The organism is Streptacidiphilus sp. ASG 303 (genome assembly GCF_020991365.1).
Taxonomy (GTDB): domain Bacteria; phylum Actinomycetota; class Actinomycetes; order Streptomycetales; family Streptomycetaceae; genus Peterkaempfera.
Genome location: NZ_JAJLRA010000002.1, coordinates 100,569 through 118,677 on the forward strand (window position 1 = coordinate 100,569; position 18,109 = coordinate 118,677).

Below are 18,109 nucleotides of genomic sequence, written 5' to 3' on the forward strand. Positions count from 1 at the left end.
GCATGACCCTCCCGGCAACGGCCCCCGCCCCGGCCGGGGCTGCCGTCCCCGTCGCACCGCGCCCGGAAAGCGGTGCGCCGCCCTCCGGGCGCGACCGCTACCTCGACCTGCTGCGCGCCCTGGCCCTGGTCCGGGTGGTGGCGTACCACCAGTTCGGCTGGGCCTGGCTGACGCTCCTCCTCCCGTCCATGGGCGTGATGTTCGCGCTCGCCGGGTCGCTGATGGCACGGTCGCTGGAGCGGCCGGCGCTGCACGTGGTCCGGAGCCGGATGCGGCGGCTGCTGGTGCCGATGTGGCTCTTCGGGGCCGTGGCGGTGGGCGGGATGGTCCTGCAGGGCTGGGGCCCCGGCAGCGGCGGCGGCACCCGCTGGTGGCTGAAAATGCTCTTCTGGGTGGTGCCGCTCAGCGACCCGCCGTACCCGTCGCACCTGCCCGGCGTGGACGGGATCCTGGACGGCGGCTGGGCCGAGCAGGTGGCCGTCCCGCTGTGGTACCTGCGGGCCTACCTGTGGTTCGTGCTGCTCTCCCCGCTGATGCTGCGGCTGCTGCGCCGCGCGCCCTGGCCGGTGCTGCTGGCCCCGCTGGGCCTCGCGGTGGTCCTGGGCTCCGGCTGGATCGCCCTGCCGGACCGGGTGGGCGCCGCCGCCACCGACTTCGCGGTCTTCGCCTCCTGCTGGCTGCTGGGCTTCGCCCACCACGACGGGGTGCTGCGCCGCCTCCCGCGCTACGTGACGCCGTCCGTCGCCCCCTTCGTGCTGCTGGCCGGGCTGTGGTTCGCCGTGGACCACCAGGACCCGGAGAGCGGCTACGACCTGGACGGCATCCCGGTCGCCCAGGCGGTCTGGTCGTTCGGCTTCGTCCTGGTGCTGCTGCACCTCAGCCCCTCGTGGACCTCCTGGCCGCGGCGGCTGCGGCGGTGGTCGGGGGTGATCGGCCTGCTCAACGCCCGCGCGGTGACCGTCTACCTGTGGCACGAGGCGGCGCTGATCGCCACCGTGCCGCTGATCGACCAGCTCTGGCGGTTCCCGGTACTGGAGCGGAACGTGCCGTGGCTGCTGGACAGCCCCTGGCTGAACTTCCTCGGCGCCTGGCCGCTGATCGCCCTGTGCGTCGTGCTCTTCGGCTGGGTCGAGGACGTCGCCGCGCGGCGGCGGCCGCGGCTCCTGCCGTGGCCGCGCCGGTCCGCCGGCCCGGGCACCGTCCGGGGGCACCGCGGCGGCAGGCGGCGTCAGGCGAGCGCCAGGGCCAGGTAGAAGTCCACCCGGTCCTCCAGGCGCGCCAGGTCGCGGCCGGTCAGCTCCTCGATCCGGCGGATGCGGTAGCGCAGGGTGTTGACGTGGACGTGGAGGGCCGCCGCGCAGCGCGTCCAGGAGCCGTCGGCGCGCAGGAACGCGTCCAGGGTGCGGACCAGGTCCGCCTGGTGCTCCAGGTCGTAGGCGACCACCCGGTCCAGCAGCCGGCTGCGGAAGGCCCGGCGCACGTCGTCGGGGACGGCCGCCAGCAGCAGCACGTGGGAGGCGAGCCCCTCGGGCCCGGCGGCGCGGATCCGGCCGGTGCGGGCCGCGGCGACGCGGCGGGCGTGGCGCGCCTCCTCCCAGGCGCCGCGCAGCGCCCCCGGCCCCTCGGCGGGGGCGCTCACGCCGAGGGTGATCCGGCCCTCGGGGCCCAGGCCGGCCTCCAGGGGGGCGAGCAGGGCGCCCAGCCGGGCCGCGGCGTCGCCGCCCTCGGAGGCGCCGGGAGCCCCGGGGCCCTCCTCCCCGCAGGCCCCGCCCCCGGCGGGGACGGGCAGCAGCACCACGGCCTCGGCGCCGCTCCCGGCGACCAGCGCGCGGTCGTCGTCGTCGGTGAGCGCCTCCTCCAGCGCGGCCCGCAGCGCGCCGTCGGGCAGGCCGGTGCCCTCGGCGGCGACGACCAGCCGGGCGGCGGGCGGCGCCTGCGGACCGGGGCCGGACATGGCCTCGGCCGCGTCCAGGACGCGGGCGGTCTCGGCGGAGCCCGCGTCCCGGGCGAGCAGGGCGGCGAGCTCGTCGGCGAGGCGGCGGCGCAGCGCGCGCCCCTGGTCGCGGCGGACCCGCTCGGCGGCGACGAGGCGGGCGAGGTTCTCCGCGAGCTGGCCGCGCTTGGCGCTCCACTCGGCGTCGTCGCCCGCGACGGCGAGCAGCCAGTCGGCGAGCGGGGCCGGGGCCGCCGGGTCGGCGGGGGCGGGCAGCAGGGCGTAGGGGCGGCCGTGCGCGCGGGCGCGGTGGGGCGGGCGGGTGCGGCGGCGCAGGGCGGCGAGGTGGGTGCGGACCAACCGCTCGCGGTCGGCGGCGGGCAGGCGGCCGGCGGGCCCGGCGACGACCCGGCCGGTGGGGGCGAGCACCCAGCAGTCCAGGTCGAGGTCGCCGCCGACCAGGTCGAGGACGGCGTCCAGGCCGCTGCCGCCCGCGGCGGAGACCAGCAGCCGGTGGCGTTCGACGAGGGCGGCGAGGTCCGCGGCGCGGTCGGCGGAGACCTGGCGGCCGACGTACTCGCCGACGGCGGCGAAGGCGATGTCCTCGGGGACGGCGAAGAGCGGCATGCGGTGGCGCCGGCACGCCTCGACGAGGTCGGCGGGGACCGGTCCCACCTCGGCCTCCCCAGCGGCGAGGGCGACGGCCCCGGCGTCGGCCAGCACCCGCACGAACCGCTCGGAGTCCTCGGGGCGGGAGCGCCAGAGCATGCCGGTGAGGACGAGTTCACCCCCGTGGAGGTACCGGCCGGGGTCGTGCAGGTCGGTGGTCATCACGCCGGTGACCTGCCGGTCGAGCTCGTCCTCGCCCGTGAGGAGCCGCAGGCCGGGGGCGCCGGGGGACAGCAGGGCGGCGACGCGCATCTCCTGCCTCCTCCCGCCGGGGCTCCTGCCGCCGGGGCACCTGCCGCCGGCGGCCGCCCGCGCTCCCGGCGGCGGATCCCGCGGGGGATCCGGGCGGCGGATCCGGGCGGCGCGGATTGCGGAGGTCCGGCTTTGGAGAAAGCTACAGGAGAGCGCGGTACGGCGCCGCGCGGGGTTCATGCCATCGGTGACTGCCCGCGCCCGCCCGCACGCGTGTGTACTGGCTCACAGAGGCACCGGTCCGCCGGGCGCACCGGTCCGCAGGGGTCCCGGTCCGCAGGGCGCGCCGGTCCACAGGCGCGGCGGCCCGCACGGCGACCGGTCCTCCGGGACGGCCGGTCCCCCGGGCGGGTGCGCCGCTCGACGAGGGAGACCGGATGGAGTTCCTGCGGCCCGAGACGTGGGACGAGGCGCTGGCACTGAAGGCGGAGCACCCCGACGCGGTCCCGGTCGCGGGCGGGACGGACGTGATGGTCGAGCTGAACTTCGACCGCCGCCGCCCGCCGGCGCTGCTGGACCTGAACCGGGTGGCCGAGGCGGCCCGGTGGGAGTCGGACGGCGCGGTGGTGCGGCTGGGCGCCGCGGTCCCGTACGCGCGGATCGTCTCCGAGCTGGGGCGGGAGCTGCCGGGGCTGGCCCTGGCGGCCCGCACGGTGGGCTCGCCGCAGATCCGCAACCGCGGCACGGTCGGCGGCAACCTGGGCTCGGCGTCGCCCGCCGGGGACGCGCACCCGCCGCTGCTGGCCGCGGGCCGCGGGGTGCGGGTGGAGGCCGCGTCGGTGCGCGGCACCCGGATGGTGCCGGTCGACGACTTCTACCTCGGCCCCAAGCGCAGCGCGCTGGAGCCGGACGAGCTGGTGCGGGCGGTGCACGTGCCGGTCGCGGGCGGCCCGCAGCAGTTCTCCAAGGTCGGCACCCGCAACGCGATGGTGATCTCGGTCTGCTCGTTCGCGCTGGCGCTGCACCCGGCGGACCGGACGGTGGGCACCGGCATCGGGTCGGCCGCCCCCACCCCGCGCCGCGCCGCGGAGGCGGAGGCGTTCCTGGCCGGGGAGCTGGCGGAGCGCGGCCTGTGGGAGCGCGGCGGGGAGCTGGACGAGGCCGTGGTGCGGCGCTTCGGGGAGCTGGCCGCCGCCGCAGCCTCCCCCATCGACGACGTGCGCGGCAGCGCCGACTACCGGCGCCACGCGCTGGCCGTCATGGCGCGGCGCACCCTGGGCTGGTGCTGGGCCGGGTACACCGGTCTGCCGGAGAGGAGCGCGGCATGAGGGTGGTGTTCACGGCCAACGGGCGCCGGGTGGAGGCCGACGACGTGTGGGAGGGCGAGAGCCTGCTGTACGTGCTGCGCGAGCGGCTCGGCCTGCCGGGCTCGAAGAACGCCTGCGAGCAGGGCGAGTGCGGCTCCTGCACGGTCTACCTGGACGGCGAGCCGGTCTGCGCCTGCCTGGTGGCCGCCGGGCAGGCGGAGGGCCGGGAGGTGCGCACCGTGGAGGGCCTGGCCGGGGAGGACGGCCTCGACCCGGTGCAGCAGGCGTTCCTGGACGCCGGGGCCGTGCAGTGCGGCTTCTGCACGCCGGGCCTGCTGGTGCAGACCCACGCCCTGCTGGAGCGGGACCCGCGCCCCGCCGACGCGGACATCCGCGAGGCGCTGTCGGGCAACCTGTGCCGCTGCACCGGCTACGAGAAGATCATGGACGCGGTGCGGCTGGCGGCCGCCCGCCGGGCCGGGGAGGGGGCGCAGGGATGACCCCGCTGCGGACCGAGAAGAACCTGGTGAAGATCACCACCGACCACCCGCACGGCGTCGGCACCGACGCCGCCCGGCCCGACGGCATTCTCAAGGTGCGGGGCGAGTTCGCCTACTCCTCCGACCTGTGGGCCGAGGACATGCTCTGGGGGACCGCCCTGCGCTCCCCGCACGCCCGCGCCCGCATCCGCTCGGTGGACGTGAGCCGTGCGCTGGCGGTGCCGGGCGTGCACGCGGTGCTCACCCACGAGGACCTCCCCGGCGTGAAGACGTACGGCCTGGAGATCCAGGACCAGCCCGCGCTCGCCGTCGACCAGGTCCGCCACCACGGCGAGCCGGTCGCCCTGGTCGCCGCCGACCACCCCGAGACGGCCCGCCGCGCCGCCGCCGCCATCGCGGTCGACTACGAGGTGCTGGAGCCGGTCTGCACCGAGGAGCAGGCCCTCGACCCCGAGCGGTACGGGTACGTGCACGCGCCCGGGGAGTACCGGGGCAAGGCGTCCGGCAACGTGCTGCACCGGCAGCGGGTCGTCTCCGGCGGCGGCGTCACCGACGAGGTGCGGGCCCGCGCCGACGTCGTGGTGCGCGGCACCTACGAGGTCGGCATGCAGGACCAGGCGTTCCTCGGCCCCGAGTCCGGCCTCGCGGTGCCCGCCGAGGACGGCGGCGTGGACCTGTACGTCGCCACCCAGTGGCTGCACGTCGACCGGCGGCAGATGGCGCCGGTGCTGGGCCTGCCCGAGGAGAGGGTGCGGATCACGCTCGCCGGCGTCGGCGGCGCCTTCGGCGGCCGCGAGGACCTCTCCATGCAGATCCACGCCTGCCTGCTGGCGCTGCGCACCGGCCGGCCGGTCAAGGTGGTGTACGGGCGCGAGGAGTCGTTCTTCGGGCACGTCCACCGGCACCCGGCGCGGCTGCGCTACGAGCACGGCGCGACCCGCGACGGCCGGCTGGTCTACGTCGACGCCCGGATCGTGCTCGACGGCGGCGCCTACGCCTCCTCCTCCCCCGCCGTGGTCGGCAACGCCGCCTCGCTGGGCGTCGGCCCGTACGTGGTGCCGCACGTGTCGATGGAGGCGCTGGCCCTCTACACCAACAACCCGCCGTGCGGGGCGATGCGCGGCTTCGGCGCCGTGCAGGCCTGCTTCGCGTACGAGAGCCAGATGGACCGGCTCGCCGCCGCGCTCGGCACGGACCCGGTGGAGCTGCGGCGGCTCAACGCCGTCGAGGAGGGCGACGCCCTGCCCACCGGGCAGCGCATCGACTCCCCGGCCCCCGTCGCGGAGCTGCTGCGGCGCGTGAAGGCGCTGCCGCTGCCGCCCGCCGCCGGGGCGGACCTGCGGGAGATGCCCGGCGCGCTCTCCAACACCACCCACGGCGAGGGCGTGGTGCGCGGCGTCGGCTACGGCGTCGGCATCAAGAACGTCGGCTTCTCCGAGGGCTTCGACGACTACTCCACCGCCCGGGTGCGGCTGGAGGTCGTCGGCGGGGAGCCCGTCGCCCTGGTGCACACCGCGGCCGCGGAGGTCGGGCAGGGCGGCGTCACCGTCCACGGGCAGATCGCCCGCACCGAGCTGGGCGTGGAGCGGGTCACCATCCACCCCGCGGACACCGGCGTCGGCTCGGCCGGCTCCACCTCGGCCTCCCGGCAGACCTACATGACCGGCGGCGCCGTCAAGATGGCCTGCGAGGCGGTGCGCGAGGAGCTGTTCGCGCGCGGCCGCGCCCGGCACGGCTGGACGCACGACGACCTCTCCCTGGCCGGCGGCAAGGTCGTCTCCGAGGCGGGCGGGGTGCTGGCGTCGGTGGCGGACCTGCTGGGCGACGACGCGATCGAGCGGACCCGGGAGCACCATCACCGGCCCACCCAGCCCTTCGACCCGGAGACCGGGCAGGGCTTCGGCCACGTCCAGTACTCCTTCTGCGCCCACCGGGCCGTCGTCGACGTGGACGTCGAGCTCGGCCTCGTGAAGGTGGTGGAACTGGCCGCCGCGCAGGACGTGGGACGGGCCGTCAACCCCGGCGCGGTCGTCGGCCAGATCCACGGCGGCTCCGTGCAGGGGCTGGGGCTCGCCGTGATGGAGGAGGTCGTCACGGAGGGCGGCCGCGTCCGCAACCCGTCCTTCACCGACTACCTCATCCCGACCCTGCTGGACACCCCGCCGCAGCCCGTGGACGTCCTCGAACTCGCCGACCCGCACGCCCCCTACGGCCTGCGCGGCGCCGGCGAGGCCCCGACGCTCTCCTCCACCCCGGCGATCGTCTCCGCGATCCGGGCCGCCACCGGGCTGGCCCTGCGGCGGGTCCCGGTCCGTCCCGAGCACCTCACCGTGCGGAGGCCGGAGGAGGGCTGACATCCTCTCAGCGCGGCCGGCCGGCCCCCGTCGGGCCGGACAGCCGGTCCGCCGGCCCGGACGGCCGGCCGCGCGACCCGAGAGCGGACGAAGGAGCACCTCGGATGCAGGACATCGCCGGACAGCTGCACGCCTGGCACACCGCCGGACGGCCCTTCGCCGTGGCCACCGTCACCGCCGTCTCCGGCAGCGCGCCGCGCGAGCCGGGCGCGGCGCTCGCCGTCGACGAGGACGGCGAGGCGGTCGGCAGCGTCTCCGGCGGCTGCGTCGAGGGCGAGGTGTACGAGCTGTGCCGGGAGGTGCTGCGCACCGGGCGGCCCGTGGTGCGGCACTTCGGATACGGCGACGAGGACGCCTTCGCGGCCGGCCTGACCTGCGGCGGGTCCGTGGACGTGCTGGTGCAGCGGGTGCGGCCCGGGGCGGACGCGGGCCTCGACGCGGCGCTGGCCGCCGTCGCCGAGGGGCTGCCCGTCGCCCTCGTGCGGGTGGTGGCGGGCCCGCCGGAACTGCTGGGCGCCGCCCTCGCCGTCACCGCCGACGGCAGCCGCGGCTCGCTGGGCGGCGGGCCGCTGGAGGCCGCGGCGGCGGCCGGCGCGCGCGCGATGCTCGCGGCCGGGCGGACCGGCCGGGTCGTCCTGGACCGGGAGGGGCGGCCCTGCGGCGAGGAGGCGGCGGACGGCGTCGTGCTGCTCGTCGAGTCCTACGCCGCGCCGCCGCGGATGCTCGTCTTCGGCGCCATCGACTTCGCGGCGGCCGTCGCCCGCATCGGCGTCTTCCTCGGCTACCGGGTGACGGTCTGCGACGCCCGCGCGGTCTTCGCCACCGCCCGGCGCTTCCCCGACGCCGACGAGGTCGTCGTGGACTGGCCGCACCGCTACCTGGAGCGGGAGGCCGCCGCCGGGGCGCTGGACGGGCGGACGGTGGTGTGCGTCCTCACCCACGACGAGAAGTTCGACGTGCCGCTGCTGACGGCGGCGCTGCGGCTGCCCGTCGCCTACGTCGGCGCCATGGGATCGCGCCGCACCCACCGGGACCGCCTGGCGCGGCTGCGGGCCGCCGGGCTCACCGATGCCGAACTGGCCCGGCTCCGCTCCCCCATCGGCCTCGACCTGGGCGGCCGCACCCCGGAGGAGACGGCGGTGGCCGTCGCCGCCGAGATCGTCGCCCACCGCCGCGGCGGCACCTGCCTGCCCCTCACCCTCGGCGAGGGGCCGGTCCACGGCGGTCCGGCGCACGGGGGTCCGGAGCACGACAGCCCGGAGCACGGCGGCCTCCCGGGGCTGCCGTCCCCGCCGGAGGCTGCATCCGCCTCTCCGTGATCCGGCACATGGCAGCCGCCCTCCACCTGGGGCAAGGCACGGCACCGGCCCTGATCGGGCGACCCCTAGGCCACGCCCACATCGGCGTCACCGCCACTGTCTACGCCCACGTCAGGCTCCGCCTCCAGCGCCAAGCCATCGACACCCTCGGCGACGCCCTTCGAGACCCCGAGAGCGCTGACGACCTGCCAAGTGCAGAACCCGTCCGCTGACGTTGCCGTCAAGACGGCCAACGGCCCCACCAAGATTTCCGCTCGATGGGGCCATTGACTATTAATTTTCAAGATTTGCGGGTCAATCAGAATGACAATAGAGCTTCCACCTTAAGGCGGAAGACAAATCTATAGATCATCCGCCGGCGCCTCTTTATCGATTTGATAAACCGCCAAACTGCTGAAACCCTTCGATACAGTCTACGCTCTTTCACCAATTCGAATTTCATCGAACACGGGAAGCCAGGACTCGACCCCCTGAAAGGCTTGCGCCGCCTTCTCCACTAGCATCGGAGAGAATGACTTCTGCTTCTTGAGTCGGGCAGCCTCATCCGGAGTTAGTCGCCTTCCGATGCTTCCATCAATATGCTGCGCGAAGAAGTCACCGCCAGGCTCGACCTGGGTCTTGCATACAGGGATAGAGAGTTCAGTCGGCGGCGTCCAGTTCCCCGCCACTCTCCACGTCCCATCCTTGAGGCGCAAATCCATGGTCTCAACGAGGAAGACCGGCCGAGAGATCGACAGGCGTCCCAGGTCGACAGCCTCAACCGACTCCGCCAACTCCGAATAGATGGCGACCAGGACATTTCCGCCGCGCATCTTCAAGACGACCCGCCCTAGGGAAAACTCTCCCTCCGCGACAGGAATGAGAAAAAGATCGCTTTGTCGATATCTCACGGGCATGACACGGCACCTCCGGCAGCCCGGTAGCGGGCTTCACCCATCTGAACACGCTTGTTCGTCAGAACACTACCTGGAACTGATGCCTTCCCGCCGCCAGCACGCATCCAACTCTCCTTGAGGACATCCAGATCGCGACCAGGTGCCGCCCGGCCAAGGACCTCGAAAGTGAAGGAGGAATTGGGATAGTCCCTGGCGTGTTCGGCCTGCCGCGCCAAATAGCGGTCCCAGCTCTTCGCCCGCCCAACATACTCCTCTCCAGTGACGAGATCCGTACGGAGATAGATAACACCATCGGGAGCCGGGGGCGTGGAATTGTGGACCAGAACCGGAGTATTCCCAGCCAGCACATAGTACGTGTGCTGGGCGACCTCTCTCTACCTGCGTTTTTGCAGGTCAATGGCAGTTCGGTGGTCCGCTGACGTCCGTGGAAGTGCGGTGGCGTGGGGTCCGGTTGCCGTCAGCGTTGCCGTCAAAGGTATAGACCTATTGCCGCTCGGATCAGGCGGCGGCGATCGCGAGCATCTCCTCTTCGAGCGGCGCCCAGACCCCGATCCGCTACCAGAGCCATGACATCCGAGCTACTGTGGATGTCATGACGACGGCCTACGAGGACGTGCCCTTCAGCGAGCTGCTTCACCAGCCCGCGGCCACTACCCGGCGCCTGGACGCAGTCCGCGCACTGCGCCTGCGCCGCCGCGACGCGGGCGACCTCGCGCTCATCCGTGCCGACCAGCTGGAGCAGGACTCCACCGTGGTCGACTTCACCGCCCGCCTACTCGCCGGACTGGTCCGCACCGAGAACACCGCCGCACTGCGCCAGGCCCTGCCAGATGCTCTGCCCTGGTCGGTCTTCCTCCCCGAGGACGACGTCGAAGCGATGCTCGGCGAACTGGTGGACACCGCCCGCGGGGCCGCCGCGCTGGAGAACCTGGCCCCCATTGCGCTGCTGCTCGCCCAGTGGCGGCACAGCGCCGAGATCTACGCCGACCCGGCCCTGCACGCCATACTCACCCGCGAGCCCGACGGCGACCTCGGCACTGTCCCCGTACCCGAAGACGAGACCGCCGAGTGAGCCCCAAGCGCGGTGACCGCGCGGCCCCGCCCCCGGTCGGCGAAGAGTTCGACCTGCGCTTCGCCAACACGGAGGCGGCCAACGGCTGGGACCACCTCTCCCGCCACGCAGCAGGCAACCTCCGCCGCGCCTTCGACAAGATCCGATCCGCCCCGCGCGCCACAGACGACCCCGAGCGCCACCACCGCCTCAAGGGCAAGATCGGCTCCACAGTCTGGAAGGGGCAGACGCTGGAGCGCTGGCAGTACGAGGTCACCGGCGGCGGCCGCATCTGGTACCTGGTCGACGACACCAACCGCACCGCCTGGATCACCTACGCAGGCACCGGACACCCCAAAGCCACCGACTGATCGCCCTTCACCTCCTGTCAACCTGCCGCGTCCACGATCCGCGCGCGTGTTGACGCGATCTTGGGCTGGCATCCTGCCAGATTCGGACCCCGCTCCGGGCAGGTGGGCGGTCCGGGGGCTCTCGGCTGCTCGACGGTCGGCCGCCGGGGCGGCCTTCGGCCGGCGCGTGCTTCGGCCAGTCTGGCAGCGCGGGCGCTGAGGCGGGGAGGGGTCCGGTCGACGGCGAGTGGCCGGGAGCTTCGCTCCCCTGCCGGAGGAGACGCCAGCCACCCGCCTGACGGTGAGCCCGGCGGACGCACGTTGAGGGTCAGCCCCCTGGGTCGGCCCTCTTCCCGTTGGATACCCCATTGGGATATCCAACGGGATAACTTGCTCCGCGACGCGGCAAGGTTCTGGTCAGCCCAATCACCGGCCATTTCCTATCGGCTCACTGGGCGGCTGCGCCCGCCCGATCCGCCTCACCGGGCACCGCACCCGTCTGGACACCGCCACCGGCCAGATCCTCGACACCCGACCTCAAGGGCGCCGTCGTGCACGACGCCCGTCTGCGCGTCCTGCAGACCTACGCCTGGTCGTGCACCAAGCGCACGGTCAACGTCTACCTGACCGGCCCGGTGAGCGACAAGACGACGTGGAAGAACGCGCCGGGCATGACCAGCGGCAACCTGCTCGACCACTAGAGCTTCGCGCACGGCTACAAGTCGGCCTCCTGCCCGGACGACTACGAGACCTTCGATGTGAAGGCCGCTGTACAGAAAGCCGTCAAGGGCGGATGGTCGACCATGACGCTCGGCCTGCGGGCCGCGGACGAAGGCTCGGCCTACAGCTGGAAGAAGTTCCAGGCCGACGGCGGCAACGACCCGTACGTCGACCTGGTGTACAACCGCCCGCCCGGTGCACCGCAGAAGCTCGACCTGGACCCCGACCTCTCCTGTGACACAACCTCCCCCTACGTGAACGTGGACGCCTCCTCCATCACCTTCTGGGCGAGCGCCGGCGACGTGGACGGCAACCTGGCCTCCGTCCGCTTCGAGCTGTGGCCCACCGGCAACTACGGCAACATGCTGGGCTCCAAGGGCACGGTCTCCGTCGGCAGCCAGACCGGCTCCGCGCGCGTCCACACCGACCCCATCTCCACCAGCGGGCTCGTCAATGGCACCACCTACTCGTGGCGCGCCCGGTCCGTGGACAAGTTCGGCAGCACCTCCTCCTACACGCCGGGCGGCACGACCCCCTGCCGCTTCGTCTTCGACAACAGCCGGCCGTCCGCGCCCACCGTGACCTCGACGGTCTTCCCCGACGCCGACGCCCTGGACAACGGCTTCGGCAGCGACGGTGAGGACTCCACGTGGAGCACCCTCCCGTTCGGGACCGGCGGCTCCTTCACGTTCAAGGCATCCCAGACCGACGTGGTGCGGTACGAGTACGGCTTCAACTCAGCTTCCTACACCGGCTTCGCCTCCCGGACCAACGGCGCCGCCACCTCCACCACCACCACCGTCTCCAACCTGAAGCCGCCACTGGCGGGGCCGAACGTGCTGTACGTCCGCGCGGTCGACGCCGCAGGGAACGTCTCGGACCCGCGCAAGTACTTCTTCTACGTCACCCCGCGCGACAAGGCCGACTCCCCCGGCGACTTCGCCGGAGACGGGCTGCCAGACCTGATGGTCGTCGACGGGGACGGCAACCTCCGGATGTACTCCACCATCGCCACGGCCTCCGACCTCACCAAGGGGACGGGCAGCCTGGGATGGTCCATGGCCGGCGCCTACCAGGACAACCCGGACAAGGATCCGAGCGGCGACGACCGACCGTCCTATGTCGCTGCCACGTCGGGATACTGGAAGAACACACTCATCGCCCACCTCGGCGACGTCTACGGAGGCGACGGCCTGACCTCGTCGCCATCAAGGACGGCCGGCTGTGGGTGTACCCGGGTGACGGCTACGGCTCCGTCAACACAGGCAAGCGACAGGAGATCCTGATCCCGTCCAACGCGCCGGCATTGAGCACCATCACCCAGATCGTCTCCGCCGGGGACGCCACCGGTGACGGCAAGCCCGACTTCTTCATGACTGTGGGCGACACCCTGTGGGCCTTCCTCGGCTACAACGGTGCCACGGTCTCCGAGGCCCGGATGGTCGCCAGCTCCGCCTGGACCGACCGCGACCTGGTCGCCGTCCAGGACATCGGCGGCGACGGCGTGGCCGACATCATCTACCGCACCGGGACCGGCGGGCGGCTTCTCCTCCGTACTGGGATCAAGGATCCGGCCACCGGAGGTGTCGACCTCGTCTCCTTGGCATCAGCGGCGGCCTCCTCCGGAGGCGCGGACGTCGAGTACGTCTCCTCGGGCTGGAGCACCACGACCGTCCGGCTCGTCTTCGGAACGCCGGACGTCAACGGCGACGGGATACCGGACATCTGGGCGGTCAGGACCGATGGCACCGTCCGCTTCTACCCCGGCGGCCGGACCGCTCTGACCAGCGCCGGCACACAGATCGTCAGCAACAGCGACGGGAAGGGGTGGAAGTACAAGATGGCGATCGGATGAATTCCGCCTCGCGCCGGACAGATGCCCTTCTCCCCGGAAGCCACAGGGTGCCGGGGCATCCGTCCCGCGCGAGGCGGCGCTCCGGTCGTGATCGGGAAAAGCCGGGCCATGCCCGCATCGGCACCATCGCCGACGCCCAGGCCGTACGCGACCCCGCCTTCGACGAGAGACCGTCGGCTGCTCCCGGGCCACGTGCCCCGCCGGCCGGACCCACCCGCCGCAGGGTCCGGGGGCCTGGGGTCATCCCCCGCTCCACACGGCGAGCTCCCCTCCGGGCATGCAGATCACCCGTCGCCCGCCCGGTCCGGCGGTCTCCCACGCCTCGTAGTCGGGGTCCGGACGGACGGTCAGCCGTGTGCCGCTCGCGAACCCGACCACGAGGTCCCCCGCGTCCCCCGCCCCGGCCTCGGTGATCACGTCGCGGGCCAGGCCGACGAGGTGGGCGGCCGTGGCGCCCGGGGATTCCGGGTCGAAAGCAGCAGGTTCCCCGACCGGAGGATGGAGGACCGCCTCGGTCTCGATGATCATTTCCCAGTTCCTACTGGTCAGGATCCTGACGGCGTAGTCGAAGCAGACGCGGACGACCGTCTGGCCCTGAAGGTCCAGGTTCATGCCGGACACCCTGCCGGAACCAGGGCCGGGAAGCCACCGGGCGCCGGGGCGCCGTGCTCGTCGGAGCGACCGGCCGAGCACGGGCGCACCTGCTCGGCGGGCCGGAGGCGCCAAGCCCTTTGCGGGGCCGGGCCCGTCCCGTCTATCGTCCGGTCCGGCGTCATCGAGGGCGGCGGACAGGACGGCGCCCGGGGCACGGGGAGCGATCGTCATGGGTGTGCTCGTCAGCGTCAGGGGCTGGCTGGAGTGCGACGACCGGCAGCTCGCCCGGATCAAGGAGATCATCGGCTCCGAGGACCGGGATCGGACGTACAGCGGCGGCTGGGGCTTCCCGGCGCGGCAGTACAACTTCGCCACCTGGGTCTTCTTCGGCGCCCAGATGCGCGCGGGGTCCCTCGACTGGTTCCGGGGACAGCTGGGTCGCGTGGCGCGGATTCCCGCCTCGGACGAGGACGGCGACCTGGTCACCGGGCTCTTCCTCGTCAGCCACGACGTCGAGGGCATGGGCGAGTGGCAGGTCCGCGACGGGGCTGTGGTGACCGGCCCCGCGAGCGGGCGGTACCGGTATCTCGACGCGTAGGGCCACGATCGGCCGGTTGTGACAAGGCGGGCGGTCGGGCCGCGCCGGTCCTCTGCTCGACGGCGGCGGGGCGGTTTGCGGGCCGGTGGCCGGGGCCGTAAACGGCCGCTCCTCCGCGGAGTGGAGGAGCGGCCGGGGACGGCGCCGGCGGGGACTCCGCCGCCGGGCCCGGCCCCGCCCGCCGGGCGGTCCCCGGCCTGGCCGCCCAGGCGGCCGGTGGGCGCGGTGGCGGTGCCCGGGACGGAGTGAAGCCCCCGACGGGCGGGTTGCCGACCGGGAGCGGCCCGTCCGCCCGGGGCTCCTCGTGCCTGTCCACCCACCGGGGACCGACCTGTCCGGCGCGGTCCTGCGCCGCCTCTCCCGTCCGCCACCGCCTCTCCCGTCCGCCGTGGGCCATGCGCCGGCTGCCGGAGGGGGCGGGGCACGGCACCTCGGACGAGCCCCGGCGGGTCGGGTCAGTGCAGGCGGCGGAGGGTGTCGCGGAGGCGGCGGGCGTCGCGGAGGCGGTGCTCGTAGGTGGCGCCCGCGAAGAGGAGCAGGAGCCCGGCGGCGGCGAGGGGCGCCCAGCGGGGCAGCAGGCCGAGGGCCTGGGCGACGGTGGGGGCCAGTTCGTGGAGGGCGTCGGCGGCCAGGACCGCTCCGCCGGCCAGCAGCGGGGCGCGCAGGCGGTGGCGGGCGCCGAGGAGGGTCACGGCGAGGGCGGCGAGCCCGAGGAGGAGCGGACGGAGCCAGTGGGCGTCGGTCCACGCGGCGGCCAGGCTCGGGAGCAGGGTGACGGTCAGTCCGGGGCCGTAGGCGGACCAGGAGCCGGTCTCCGGGGCGCGGCGCCGCCGCAGGTACCCGAGGACCAGGGCGGCGGCGGAGACGGGGAGGGTGTACGCCTCGGGGTCGTCCACGCCGGCCAGGGCCAGCCGCACCCAGGAGGAGGCGGTCAGCAGGGCGGCGGCGGCGAGGAGCGCGGGGCGGCGGCGGTCGGCGCGCAGGGCGGTGCCCAGGGCGGCGGCGCCGCAGATGGCGAGGGCGGCGCTGAGGGCGTCCGGGTGGAGCACGGTCGCGGGCAGCGCGGCGGCGGCGACGGCGTAGCCGGCCAGTTCGACGGCGGCGGCGCGGGCGCCGGACGGGGCGGCGGAGGTGCGGGGGGTGGCGGGGGCGTGCGGGGCGGTGGGGTCGTCCGCCGGGCCCGGGCTGCGCAGGGCGGCGGCTGCGGGGACCGTGGCGACGGCCACCCCGAGCGCGGCGAACGCCGCCACGTGCGGCGGCAGGCCGACGGCCGTACCGGCCCGCGCCGCCTCCCCGCCGAGGACGGCCACGGCGGCCGCGGCGGCACCGGCCGCGGTGCGGCCGACCGGGAGCGCAGCGAGGACGGCGGCCAGGACCGCGGTGGCGCCCCACACGGTGAGGGTCGCGGCCTGGTCGGGCAGCGACCAGGCCAGGGCGAGGGCCGCGGGGGCGGTCAGGGCGCAGAGCTGCGCGGCGCGGTCGGCGCCGGGGCGGCGCACCAGGTGGACGGCGGCGACGAGGGCCGGGAGCCAGGCGGTCGCCAGGGCGGCGGCGTAGGGCAGTCCGGCGGCGACCGGGGCGAGGGCGACGGCCGGGACGGCCGCCAGGACGGCGGCGCAGCGGAGCACGCGGCGGGCGTCGGCGGGAGCGGGGGCAGCAGGGGCCGGGGCGCGGTCGGCGGGATCGGCGGGGTCGGCGGGGTCGGCGGGATCGGCGGGGTCGGCGGGGTCGGCGGGGTCGGCGGGGTCGGCGGGGTCGGCGGGGTCGGCCGAGGTGCTGTCGGCCTGCGCAGGAGCGGCCGGCGCGGGGGCGGTGCCGCTGGAGCGGCCGAGGAGGGCTGCGGCGGCGGCCAGGACCGCGGCGGTCAGGGCGGCCGTGACGGGGACCGCCGGAGCGGTGCGCCAGCCCTCCGGGAAGGGGCGGGTGTCCGCGTCCCCGTGGTGCAGGACGTGCCGCAGGGGCTCGGCGAGCGCCTCCAGCAGGGCGGGGAGGACCTGGAGGACGGCCAGGGCCAGGACCAGGGCGCCGGCGGCGGTGAGGCCGGTCCACAGGGGGAGGGAGTGTGCGGACGCTCCGGCGGGGGCGGCGGGAGTGGCGGCCGAGGTCCCGGCGGCGGGGGCCGGGGCGCCGGGGGTGTCCGCGGCTCCGAGGCGGGCGACGGACGGTCCGGCCGGGGGCATGCCGTCCCGCGCAGCCCCGCCCCGGACCGACCCGCCCCGGACCGTCCCGCCGCGGTCCAAGCCGTCCCCGCCCGGGTCGGCGGCCGGGAGGCCGGTGCGGCGGGCGAGGGCGGCGGTGGCGAGGAGCGCGGCGGGCAGCGCGTACGCGAGGACGGACCAGGTGTCCGGGAGGGCGAGGCGCGGTGCGGCGGCGGCCGCGGCGGTGAGGGCCAGGCCCGCGAGGACGGCGGCGCCGAGGCGGGCCCCGGACGGGAGGCCGGGCCGGCGGGAGGCGGCGGCCCCGAGCAGGACGAGCAGCGCGAGCGGGACGCAGGCGCGCAGGGCCGGTCCGTACGCGGGGGCGGTGAGGGCGGCGGTCGCGGCGAGACCGCCGCCGAGGACGGCCTGGACGGACCCGGCGGCGAGGGCGAGGCCCGCGAGGACGGCGGCGGGGCGGGCTCCGGTGCGCCGGGCGAGCGGGGCCGGGAGGGCGGTCGCGGCGCCGAGGTCGAGGAGGGCGGTGCCCGCCAGAGCCGCGGCCCATCCGGCGGGTCCGGCGCCGGCCGCGGACGCCGCGAGCGGGGCGGTGGTCTGGAGGAGCAGCAGGGCGGCGGGGGGCAGGACGGCGGACCGGGTCCGGTGGGCGTACGCGGCCGCCCCGAGGGCGGTGAGGGCGGTGGCCGCGGCCCAGTAGGCGGCGGCGTCGGTCCGGTGGAGTCCGGCGAGGCCGGCGGCGCGGGCGGCGTACCAGTCGAGCAGGACCAGGGCGAGGCCGACGGCGGAGGCCGTCTCGGCGGTGGCGGTGAGGCCGCGCCGGCGCAGCGGGAGGGGCGCGGCCAGGGCGGCGGCGGTGAGCGCGGCGAGGACGGCGGCGCGGCCGCCGATGCCGAGGCTGCCCCAGTTGACGACGGTGAAGGCGAGTCCGGCGAGGGTGACCAGGAGGCCGCCGAGGACCAGGAGCACGGTCTGGACGGACGGCGCCGGGGCGTCCCGGCGGGGCCCGGGGGGCACCGGCGGCGGGCCCCAGGCCGGGAGGGCCGCGGGCTCCGGCGGCGGACCGGCCGTCGCGCGGCGGGCCCGGAGGCCGGAGACCAGGGCGGTACGCCGGTGGAGCAGGGCCGCCCGCCGGGCGTCGAGGTCGGCGAGGGCGGTGTCGACGTGCCGCAGTTCGGCGGCGTCGGGCCCGGTGAGCGGCAGGCCGCAGCGGGGACAGGCGGGAGCGGCGGCCGGGTGGAGGGGCGAGCCGCAGTCGGGGCAGCGGAGCGGGCGGGCGTCCATGGCATGGGAGTGTGGGGCGGCGGGCGCGCCGGCGCATGAGTACGGGTACTCAGACGGCGGCGGGGTGCGCGGAGCCGGTGTCCGCGGCGGGTGGGGGCGGCACCGGTGACGGTTCGTCGGACGGGTGGCGGCGGGGTGGCGCGGCGCGGCAGGCCGGGGACGGGCAGGCGGAGGCGCACGGTCGCCGGTCGGTCCGGCCGGGGACGGGGCACGCGTGGCGGGCGGCGGGGTGGCGCGGCGCGGCAGGCCGGGGACGGGCAGGCGAAGGCGCACGGTCGCCGGTCGGTCCGGCCGGGGACGGGGCACGCGTGGCGGACGGCGGGGTGGCGCGGCG

15 protein-coding genes are annotated in these 18,109 nt (G+C 75.5%); 11 read left to right on the forward strand and 4 right to left on the reverse strand.

The genetic code is table 11. The features are described 5' to 3' along the window. The first annotated feature begins 2 nt into the window (after nt 1–2). A complete protein-coding gene (locus LO771_RS03185) occupies nt 3–1,253 on the forward strand; it encodes an acyltransferase (RefSeq protein WP_230648037.1) in 1,251 nt (416 codons plus the stop codon). On the opposite strand, the gene LO771_RS03190 is transcribed toward LO771_RS03185, so the two are convergent. Further along, on the reverse strand, nt 1,229–2,854 hold the full coding sequence (locus tag LO771_RS03190; RefSeq protein ID WP_230648038.1) for a PucR family transcriptional regulator: 1,626 nt from the start codon (nt 2,852–2,854) through the stop codon (nt 1,229–1,231). The two genes, LO771_RS03185 and LO771_RS03190, sit on opposite strands and share 25 nt — an antisense overlap. A gap of 377 nt (nt 2,855–3,231) precedes the next feature. Between LO771_RS03190 and LO771_RS03195 the strand changes: the two genes are divergently transcribed. The 4 genes from LO771_RS03195 to LO771_RS03210 all read left to right on the forward strand — a co-directional run bounded on the left by LO771_RS03195 (nt 3,232) and on the right by LO771_RS03210 (nt 8,274). Then, entirely contained in the window at nt 3,232–4,122 is an 891-nt protein-coding gene (locus tag LO771_RS03195; RefSeq protein ID WP_230648039.1) for a xanthine dehydrogenase family protein subunit M, read from the forward strand. Continuing rightward, nucleotides 4,119–4,601 carry a (2Fe-2S)-binding protein gene (locus LO771_RS03200; protein WP_230648040.1) on the forward strand — a complete coding sequence of 161 codons (483 nt, stop codon included), beginning with the start codon at nt 4,119–4,121 and terminating at the stop codon, nt 4,599–4,601. Before LO771_RS03195 ends, LO771_RS03200 begins: the two co-directional genes overlap by 4 nt. Continuing rightward, on the forward strand, nt 4,598–6,955 hold the full coding sequence (pucD, locus tag LO771_RS03205) for a xanthine dehydrogenase subunit D (protein ID WP_230648041.1): 2,358 nt from the start codon (nt 4,598–4,600) through the stop codon (nt 6,953–6,955). Before LO771_RS03200 ends, pucD begins: the two co-directional genes overlap by 4 nt. A gap of 104 nt (nt 6,956–7,059) precedes the next feature. Then, on the forward strand, nt 7,060–8,274 hold the full coding sequence (locus tag LO771_RS03210; protein WP_230648042.1) for an XdhC family protein: 1,215 nt from the start codon (nt 7,060–7,062) through the stop codon (nt 8,272–8,274). Nucleotides 8,275–8,687: 413 nt separating this feature from the next. On the opposite strand, the gene LO771_RS03220 is transcribed toward LO771_RS03210, so the two are convergent. Further along, nucleotides 8,688–9,170, reverse strand: coding sequence for an immunity 26/phosphotriesterase HocA family protein (locus tag LO771_RS03220; protein WP_230648043.1), 483 nt, complete (start codon nt 9,168–9,170; stop codon nt 8,688–8,690). Nucleotides 9,171–9,762: 592 nt separating this feature from the next. On the opposite strand from LO771_RS03220, the gene LO771_RS03225 reads away from it, so the two are divergent. The 5 genes from LO771_RS03225 (at nt 9,763) to LO771_RS03245 (ending at nt 13,146) form a co-directional block, all read left to right on the forward strand. Then, a complete protein-coding gene (locus LO771_RS03225) occupies nt 9,763–10,242 on the forward strand; it encodes a hypothetical protein (RefSeq protein ID WP_230648044.1) in 480 nt (159 codons plus the stop codon). Then, nucleotides 10,239–10,592, forward strand: coding sequence for a hypothetical protein (locus LO771_RS03230; protein ID WP_230648045.1), 354 nt, complete (start codon nt 10,239–10,241; stop codon nt 10,590–10,592). Before LO771_RS03225 ends, LO771_RS03230 begins: the two co-directional genes overlap by 4 nt. A gap of 530 nt (nt 10,593–11,122) precedes the next feature. Continuing rightward, entirely contained in the window at nt 11,123–11,272 is a 150-nt protein-coding gene (locus LO771_RS03235; protein WP_230648046.1) for a hypothetical protein, read from the forward strand. Nucleotides 11,273–11,329: 57 nt separating this feature from the next. After that, a complete protein-coding gene (locus LO771_RS03240) occupies nt 11,330–12,577 on the forward strand; it encodes a hypothetical protein (protein ID WP_230648047.1) in 1,248 nt (415 codons plus the stop codon). A gap of 20 nt (nt 12,578–12,597) precedes the next feature. Beyond that, entirely contained in the window at nt 12,598–13,146 is a 549-nt protein-coding gene (locus tag LO771_RS03245) for a VCBS repeat-containing protein (RefSeq protein ID WP_230648048.1), read from the forward strand. 240 nt (nt 13,147–13,386) lie between these two features. On the opposite strand, the gene LO771_RS03250 is transcribed toward LO771_RS03245, so the two are convergent. Further along, nucleotides 13,387–13,758, reverse strand: coding sequence for a DUF6188 family protein (locus LO771_RS03250; protein WP_230648049.1), 372 nt, complete (start codon nt 13,756–13,758; stop codon nt 13,387–13,389). 211 nt (nt 13,759–13,969) lie between these two features. Here LO771_RS03250 and LO771_RS03255 point away from each other — a divergent pair, with 211 nt between their 5' ends. After that, nucleotides 13,970–14,338 (forward strand): hypothetical protein, encoded by a 369-nt coding sequence (locus LO771_RS03255; RefSeq protein WP_230648050.1) that lies wholly within the window; start codon nt 13,970–13,972, stop codon nt 14,336–14,338. 455 nt (nt 14,339–14,793) lie between these two features. On the opposite strand, the gene LO771_RS03260 is transcribed toward LO771_RS03255, so the two are convergent. Continuing rightward, nucleotides 14,794–17,775, reverse strand: a complete 2,982-nt coding sequence (locus LO771_RS03260) for an SCO7613 C-terminal domain-containing membrane protein (protein ID WP_230648391.1) — start codon at nt 17,773–17,775, stop codon at nt 14,794–14,796. Nucleotides 17,776–18,109: the final 334 nt, after the last annotated feature.

Bases quoted from the DNA above. Each gene is read 5' to 3' on its own strand.
- LO771_RS03185 (WP_230648037.1), top strand. From the start codon at position 3: ATGACCCTCCCGGCAACGGCCCCCGCCCCGGCCGGGGCTGCCGTCCCC.
- LO771_RS03190 (WP_230648038.1), bottom strand. From the start codon at position 2,854: ATGCGCGTCGCCGCCCTGCTGTCCCCCGGCGCCCCCGGCCTGCGGCTC.
- LO771_RS03195 (WP_230648039.1), top strand. From the start codon at position 3,232: ATGGAGTTCCTGCGGCCCGAGACGTGGGACGAGGCGCTGGCACTGAAG.
- LO771_RS03200 (WP_230648040.1), top strand. From the start codon at position 4,119: ATGAGGGTGGTGTTCACGGCCAACGGGCGCCGGGTGGAGGCCGACGAC.
- pucD (WP_230648041.1), top strand. From the start codon at position 4,598: ATGACCCCGCTGCGGACCGAGAAGAACCTGGTGAAGATCACCACCGAC.
- LO771_RS03210 (WP_230648042.1), top strand. From the start codon at position 7,060: ATGCAGGACATCGCCGGACAGCTGCACGCCTGGCACACCGCCGGACGG.
- LO771_RS03220 (WP_230648043.1), bottom strand. From the start codon at position 9,170: ATGCCCGTGAGATATCGACAAAGCGATCTTTTTCTCATTCCTGTCGCG.
- LO771_RS03225 (WP_230648044.1), top strand. From the start codon at position 9,763: ATGACGACGGCCTACGAGGACGTGCCCTTCAGCGAGCTGCTTCACCAG.
- LO771_RS03250 (WP_230648049.1), bottom strand. From the start codon at position 13,758: ATGAACCTGGACCTTCAGGGCCAGACGGTCGTCCGCGTCTGCTTCGAC.
- LO771_RS03255 (WP_230648050.1), top strand. From the start codon at position 13,970: ATGGGTGTGCTCGTCAGCGTCAGGGGCTGGCTGGAGTGCGACGACCGG.
- LO771_RS03260 (WP_230648391.1), bottom strand. From the start codon at position 17,775: ATGGACGCCCGCCCGCTCCGCTGCCCCGACTGCGGCTCGCCCCTCCAC.